This window comes from Streptomyces sp. NPDC004561 (genome assembly GCF_053602155.1).
Map to the genome: position 1 here is coordinate 41,569 of NZ_JBSGDB010000011.1, position 6,411 is coordinate 47,979.

A 6,411-nucleotide genomic window follows, 5' to 3' on the forward strand; every position below is an offset into this window, starting at 1 on the left:
AGTGGCCGTTGTGGGCTTTTCCCGTTTGACACGGGGGCGGGATGTACCGTCACACTCCGCAGCATCACACGAGCCAGCAGTACGCCGCGACCCCGGGACCAGCGCCTGGGGAGGCCATAGCGTCGACCGGAGAGAAGAGCCAAGTTGTCCCCGACCAGCGAGACCGCACAGGGCGGCCGCCGACTCGTCATCGTCGAGTCGCCTGCCAAGGCGAAGACGATCAAGGGCTACCTCGGCCCCGGCTACGTAGTCGAAGCGAGCGTCGGGCACATCCGTGACCTTCCCAACGGCGCCGCCGAGGTGCCCGAGAAGTACACCGGCGAGGTCCGTCGCCTCGGTGTGGACGTCGAACACGACTTCCAGCCGATCTATGTGGTCAACGCCGACAAGAAGGCGCAGGTCAAGAAGCTCAAGGACCTGCTGAAGGACTCCGACGAACTCTTCCTCGCCACCGATGAGGACCGGGAGGGCGAGGCGATCGCCTGGCACCTCCAGGAGGTCCTCAAGCCGAAGATCCCCGTCAAGCGGATGGTCTTCCACGAGATCACCAAGGACGCGATCCGCGAGGCCGTCGCCAACCCGCGCCAGCTCAACCAGAAACTGGTCGACGCCCAGGAGACCCGCCGCATCCTCGACCGCCTCTACGGCTACGAGGTCTCGCCGGTGCTGTGGAAGAAGGTCATGCCCCGGCTGTCGGCCGGCCGTGTCCAGTCCGTCGCCACGCGTCTCGTCGTCGAGCGGGAACGCGAGCGCATCGCGTTCCGTTCCGCCGAGTACTGGGACCTGACGGGCACCTTCGCGACCGGCCGCGCGGGGGATCCGTCGGACCCGTCGTCGCTGGTCGCCCGTCTGCAGACCGTCGACGGCAGGCGGGTCGCGCAGGGCCGCGACTTCGACTCCCTGGGACGGATCAAGAGCGAGAACACCCTCCACCTCGACGAGGCGACCGCCCGCGCCCTCGCCGCCGCCTTGGAGAACACCCGGTTCTCCGTGCGCTCCGTCGAGTCCAAGCCGCACCGCCGCTCGCCGTACGCCCCGTTCCGTACGACGACGCTGCAGCAGGAGGCGAGCCGCAAGCTCGGCTTCGGCGCGAAGGCGACCATGCAGGTCGCGCAGAAGCTGTACGAGAACGGCTACATCACGTACATGCGTACGGACTCCACGACGCTGAGCGAGACCGCGATCGCGGCCGCCCGCGCCCAGGTCACGCAGCTGTACGGCGCCGACTACCTGCCTCCGCAGCCGCGCACCTACGCCGCCAAGGTCAAGAACGCGCAGGAGGCGCACGAGGCGATCCGTCCCTCGGGTGATCGTTTCCGCACGCCCGCCGAGACCGGCCTGAGCGGCGACCAGTTCAAGCTCTACGAGCTGATCTGGAAGCGGACCGTCGCCTCCCAGATGAAGGACGCGACCGGCAACTCCGTCACCGTGCGGATCGGTGGCGCCGCCGCCGACGGCCGGGACGTGGAGTTCAGCGCCTCCGGCAAGACGATCACCTTCCACGGCTTCCTGAAGGCCTACGTCGAGGGCGCCGACGACCCGAACGCCGAGCTGGACGACCGCGAGCGCCGGCTGCCGCAGGTCGCCGAGGGCGACCCGCTGTCCGCCGAGCAGATCACGGTCGACGGCCACGCCACCAAGCCCCCGGCCCGCTACACCGAGGCCTCCCTGGTCAAGGAGCTGGAAGAGCGCGAGATCGGCCGCCCGTCGACGTACGCGTCGATCATCGGCACGATCCTCGACCGCGGCTACGTCTTCAAGAAGGGCACGGCCCTGGTGCCGTCGTTCCTGTCCTTCGCCGTCGTGAACCTCCTGGAGAAGCACTTCGGGCGGCTCGTCGACTACGACTTCACCGCCAAGATGGAGGACGACCTCGACCGCATCGCCGCCGGCGAGGCGCAGGCCGTGCCGTGGCTGAAGCGCTTCTACTTCGGCGAGGGCACCGGCACGGGCGGCGCGGCCGACGCCGGCAACGGCGACGGGGACCACCTCGGCGGCCTCAAGGAACTGGTGACCGACCTGGGCGCGATCGACGCGCGCGAGGTGTCGTCGTTCCCGGTGGGCAACGAGATCGTGCTCCGTGTCGGCCGCTACGGCCCCTACATCGAGCGCGGCGAGAAGGACACCGAGCAGCACCAGCGCGCCGACATCCCGGACGACCTGGCGCCGGACGAGCTCTCCGTCGAGCTGGCCGAGGAGCTGCTGGCCAAGCCCAGCGGCGACTTCGAGCTGGGCACCGACCCGGAGTCGGGCCACGCGATCGTCGCCAAGGCCGGCCGCTACGGCCCGTACGTGACGGAGATCCTGCCCGAGGGCACCCCGAAGACCGGCAAGAACGCGGTCAAGCCGCGCACCGCCTCCCTCTTCAAGTCCATGTCGCTGGACACGGTGACGCTCCAGGACGCGCTGAAGCTGATGTCGCTGCCGCGCGTCGTCGGCACCGACGCCGAAGGCGTGGAGATCACCGCGCAGAACGGCCGCTACGGCCCGTACCTGAAGAAGGGCACGGACTCGCGCTCGCTGCAGACCGAGGACCAGCTCTTCACGATCACGCTGGAGGAGGCGCAGGCGATCTACGCCCAGCCGAAGCAGCGTGGCCGGGCCGCCGCCAAGCCGCCGCTGAAGGAGCTGGGCGACGACCCGGTCTCCGGCAAGCCGGTCGTGGTCAAGGACGGCCGCTTCGGCCCGTACGTCACCGACGGCGAGACCAACGCGACCCTCCGCTCCGGTGACAGCGTCGAGGCGATCACCCCGGAGCGCGGCTTCGAACTGCTTGCCGAGAAGCGCGCCAAGGCTCCCGCCAAGAAGACCGCGAAGAAGGCGGTCGCCAAGAAGACGGCTCCGGCGAAGAAGACCGCCGCCAAGAAGACGGCGGCGAAGAAGACGACGACCGCCGCCGCGAAGAAGACCACGGCGAAGAAGACGACCGCCAAGAAGGCGACGGCTACCGAGTCGACGTCCTCCGGCACGGAGGACTGACCCCCGGAACAGGCGGTACGGCCGCCTCCCCGGCTTCGCGGAGCGCACGCCCCGGCATCACTTTGGTGTCGGGGCGTGCGCATGCCAGGACGGGCGGGGTGTGGTGTCGGCGGCTGCGGATAGGCTGAACGCATGACGCGAGCCGAGCAGCCAACGGCCCACACCACACCACCGGACGACGCCCTGGTCGCGGACTCCCGCGAGCGCGCCGTCCGCTCCCTGTTGCGCCGACCGGAGCTGAGGCGGCTCTGGAGCGCGCAGCTGGTGAGCAGTGTCGGTGACACCCTCGCCCTCCTCGTCCTGGTCGTCCTCGCCCTCCAGGCCGCGATCGTCCAGGGCGCCTTCGGCGGCGGCTACCGGGGCGTGGCGTTCGCAGTGGCGACGGTCTTCGCGGCGCGCGTAGTGGCCGCGCTGCTGTTCGGGGCGGTCCTCCTCGGACCGCTGACGACGCTCACCGCCCAGGAGGGCCCGCTCGACCGCCGCTGGACCATGGTCGGTGCCGACGGCGTGCGCGCCGCGCTGCTGATCGTCGCGCCCCTGTGGATCGACTGGACCCCGGACAACGCGCTCGCGGTGATCCTGGTCACCGCCTTCGTCACCGGCGTCGCCGAGCGGCTGTGGACGGTGTGCCGGGAGAGCGCGGCCCCGGCCCTGCTGCCCGCCCCGCCGCCGGAGGGCGCCACGGTACGGCCGCTGCCGGACCACATGGACGCCCTGCGCCGCCTCGCGCTGCGCACCAGCTTCCTGGCGGTCCCGCTGGCGGCCGCCGCACTGGTCGTCGCCGCCCTGCTCAACAACCTGCTCGGCACCGGCGTGGTCTGGTTCGACCAGCACCACGCGGCCCTCGGGGCGTATGTGGCGGCCGGCCTGTTCGCCGCCTCCCTGTCCGTGCTGACCTTCCTCGAACTGCCCGACACGCGCACCCCCCGCGCGCGGTCCCCGCTGGAGGGCCTGCGCCGTCCGCGCACCGGTACCGGCGTCGACAAGGGCCGTACGGGCGCCATCCCGCTGCTCGTCCCGGCCTGCGCCGCCGTGGCCGGGGCCATCGCCGCCGCCGTCTCGGTGTGCGTGCTGCACGCCACCGACCTGGGCGGGGGCCCGGTCCTGTACGGCCTGCTGGTGCTGGGCCTGACCGGCGGTGTCGCCGTCGGCATCCGTACGGCGCCCTCGCTGCTGCCCTCCCTCTCACGGCGCCGGCTGCTCGCCCTCGCGATCGCCTTCACCGGCATCGCCCTGCTGGCCGGCGGGCTGGTCCCGGACGTCACCACCGTGCTGCTGATCGTCACGCTGGCCGGTGTCGGCGCGGGTGTGGCGGCCAACACCGGGCACGCCCTGCTCGACCAGGAGACCGAGGACTACCGCCGGGCCCGCAACACCGAGCACCTGCAGGCCGTGGTCCGCGTCTTCATAGCGCTCGGCGCGGTGATCGCGCCGGTGGTCGCCGGGCTCATCGGCCGGCATCGGCTGGAGAACGGCAGGTTCGTGTTCGCGCACGGCGGCGCCTCGTTCACACTGATGCTCGTCGGCGCCCTGCTGCTGCCCGTGGCCGCGCTGGTGCTCGCCAAGGTCGACGACCGTTCCGGCATCCCGCTGCGCCAGGACCTCAGGGACGCGCTGCTCGGCGGCGACGACCCGGTCGAGACACCGGCGGGCAACGGGTTCTTCATCGCCCTGGAGGGCGGCGACGGCGCCGGCAAGTCCACCCAGGCCGAGGCTCTCGCCGAGTGGATCCGCGAGAAGGGCCACGAGGTCGTGCTCACCCGCGAGCCCGGTGCCACGCCCGTGGGCAAGCGGCTGCGCTCGATCCTGCTCGACGTGTCCTCGGCGGGACTCTCCCACCGCGCGGAGGCGCTGCTGTACGCCGCCGACCGCGCCGAGCACGTCGACACCGTCGTACGACCCGCCCTGGAGCGCGGCGCGGTGGTGATCTCCGACCGCTACATCGACTCCTCCGTCGCCTACCAGGGCGCCGGCCGGGATCTGTCCCCGACCGAGATCGCCCGCATCAACCGCTGGGCGACCAACGGGCTCGTCCCGCACCTCACCGTTCTGCTGGACGTCTCCCCGGAGGCCGCCCGCGAGCGGTTCACCGAGGCGCCGGACCGGCTGGAGTCGGAGCCGGCGGAGTTCCACGCGCGCGTGCGGGCCGGTTTCCTCACGCTGGCCGCCTCCGACCCGGGCCGCTACCTGGTCGTGGACGCCGGCCAGGAGCCCGAGGCCGTCACCACCGTGATCCGGCACCGGCTCGACACCGTGCTGCCGCTGTCCGAGGCCGAGATCAAGGCCCAGGAGGAGGCGCGCAAGCGGGCCGAGGAGGAGGCCCGCCGCAAGGCCGAGGAAGAGGCCGCGCGCAAGGCCGAGGAGGAGCGCCTGGAGCGCGAGCGCGAGGAGCAGCTCGCCAAGCTGCGCGCCGAGGAGGAGGAGCGCAAGCGGCGCGAGCTGGAGGAGGCGCAGCGCCGCGAGGCCGAACGGCAGGCGGAGGAGGCCCGGCTGCGGGCCGAGGAAGCGGCCCGGCGCGCGGAGGAGGAGCGGCAGCGGCTGCTCGCCGAGGAGAAGGCCCGCGCCGAGGAGGAGGCCCGCCGCAAGGCGGACGAGGAGCGACGCCGCAAGCAGGCCGAGGAAGAGGCCCGGCTGCGTGCCGAGGAAGAGGCCAGGCAGGCCCGGCTGCGCGCCGAGGAGGACGCGCGGCGCCTGGAGAAGCAGCGCAAGGCCGAGGAGGCGTTGCTGCGGGCCGAGGAGGCACGCCGGCAGGCGACCGAGGCCGCGACGGCCGCCGACGAGGCGGCCCGCCGGTCCGGCAGCTCCCTGCCGGCCGCACCGGGCCCGGCTCCGGACGCGTCGACGGTTCCGACGCCGGTGGTGTCGCGGGAGGCGGCCGGGACCGGCGGGCGCCCGCGTCGCTCCTCGGGTGCCGACGAGACGGTCCCGACGCCCGTGGTGTCTCCGGGGACCGAGGAGACAGCGGTGCTTCGCCCGGTGCGCGAGGAGCGCGACGGCTCCGCCGGGAACGCCCGCGCCAAGCGCGCCAAGGGCGCGCGCGGCTCCCAGACCGACTCGGAGGCGACGGCGGAGCTGCCGCAGCCGCCGGCTTCCGGTGCCGTGGACGAGACGGCGGTCCTCCCCAGGGTCGCCGGCTCCGCCGACGAGACGGCCGTGCTGCCGCCGGTGCCCCCGGGCGCGGCCGACGAGACGGCCGTCCTGCCTCCCGTGCGCGGTGAGAACCCGGCGAACCGGGTGCCGCCCGGCTTCTTCCGGGACGAGCGCTCGGCCGCCGGCCCCGACGGCTCCGAGGACCGTACGCGCGAGATGCCCCAGCTCGACGCCGACGGCACGCCCCGCCGGCGGTCGCGCCTCGGCAGGGCCAAGGAGACCTGCTGGACGAGGACATCCACAGCCACGACCCGGTGAACCCGCAGGACACCATCGGCCTGG

2 protein-coding genes are annotated in these 6,411 nt (G+C 72.8%); both read left to right on the forward strand.

Annotated features, from left to right (window positions below):
• Window positions 1-144: 144 nt before the first annotated feature.
• Window positions 145-2,979 carry a type I DNA topoisomerase gene (topA, locus tag ACWEN3_RS02955; protein ID WP_452964888.1) on the forward strand — a complete coding sequence of 945 codons (2,835 nt, stop codon included), beginning with the start codon at window positions 145-147 and terminating at the stop codon, window positions 2,977-2,979.
• 132 nt (window positions 2,980-3,111) lie between these two features.
• Window positions 3,112-6,387, forward strand: a complete 3,276-nt coding sequence (gene tmk / locus ACWEN3_RS02960) for a dTMP kinase (protein ID WP_452964890.1) — start codon at window positions 3,112-3,114, stop codon at window positions 6,385-6,387.
• The last annotated feature ends 24 nt before the right edge of the window (window positions 6,388-6,411 follow it).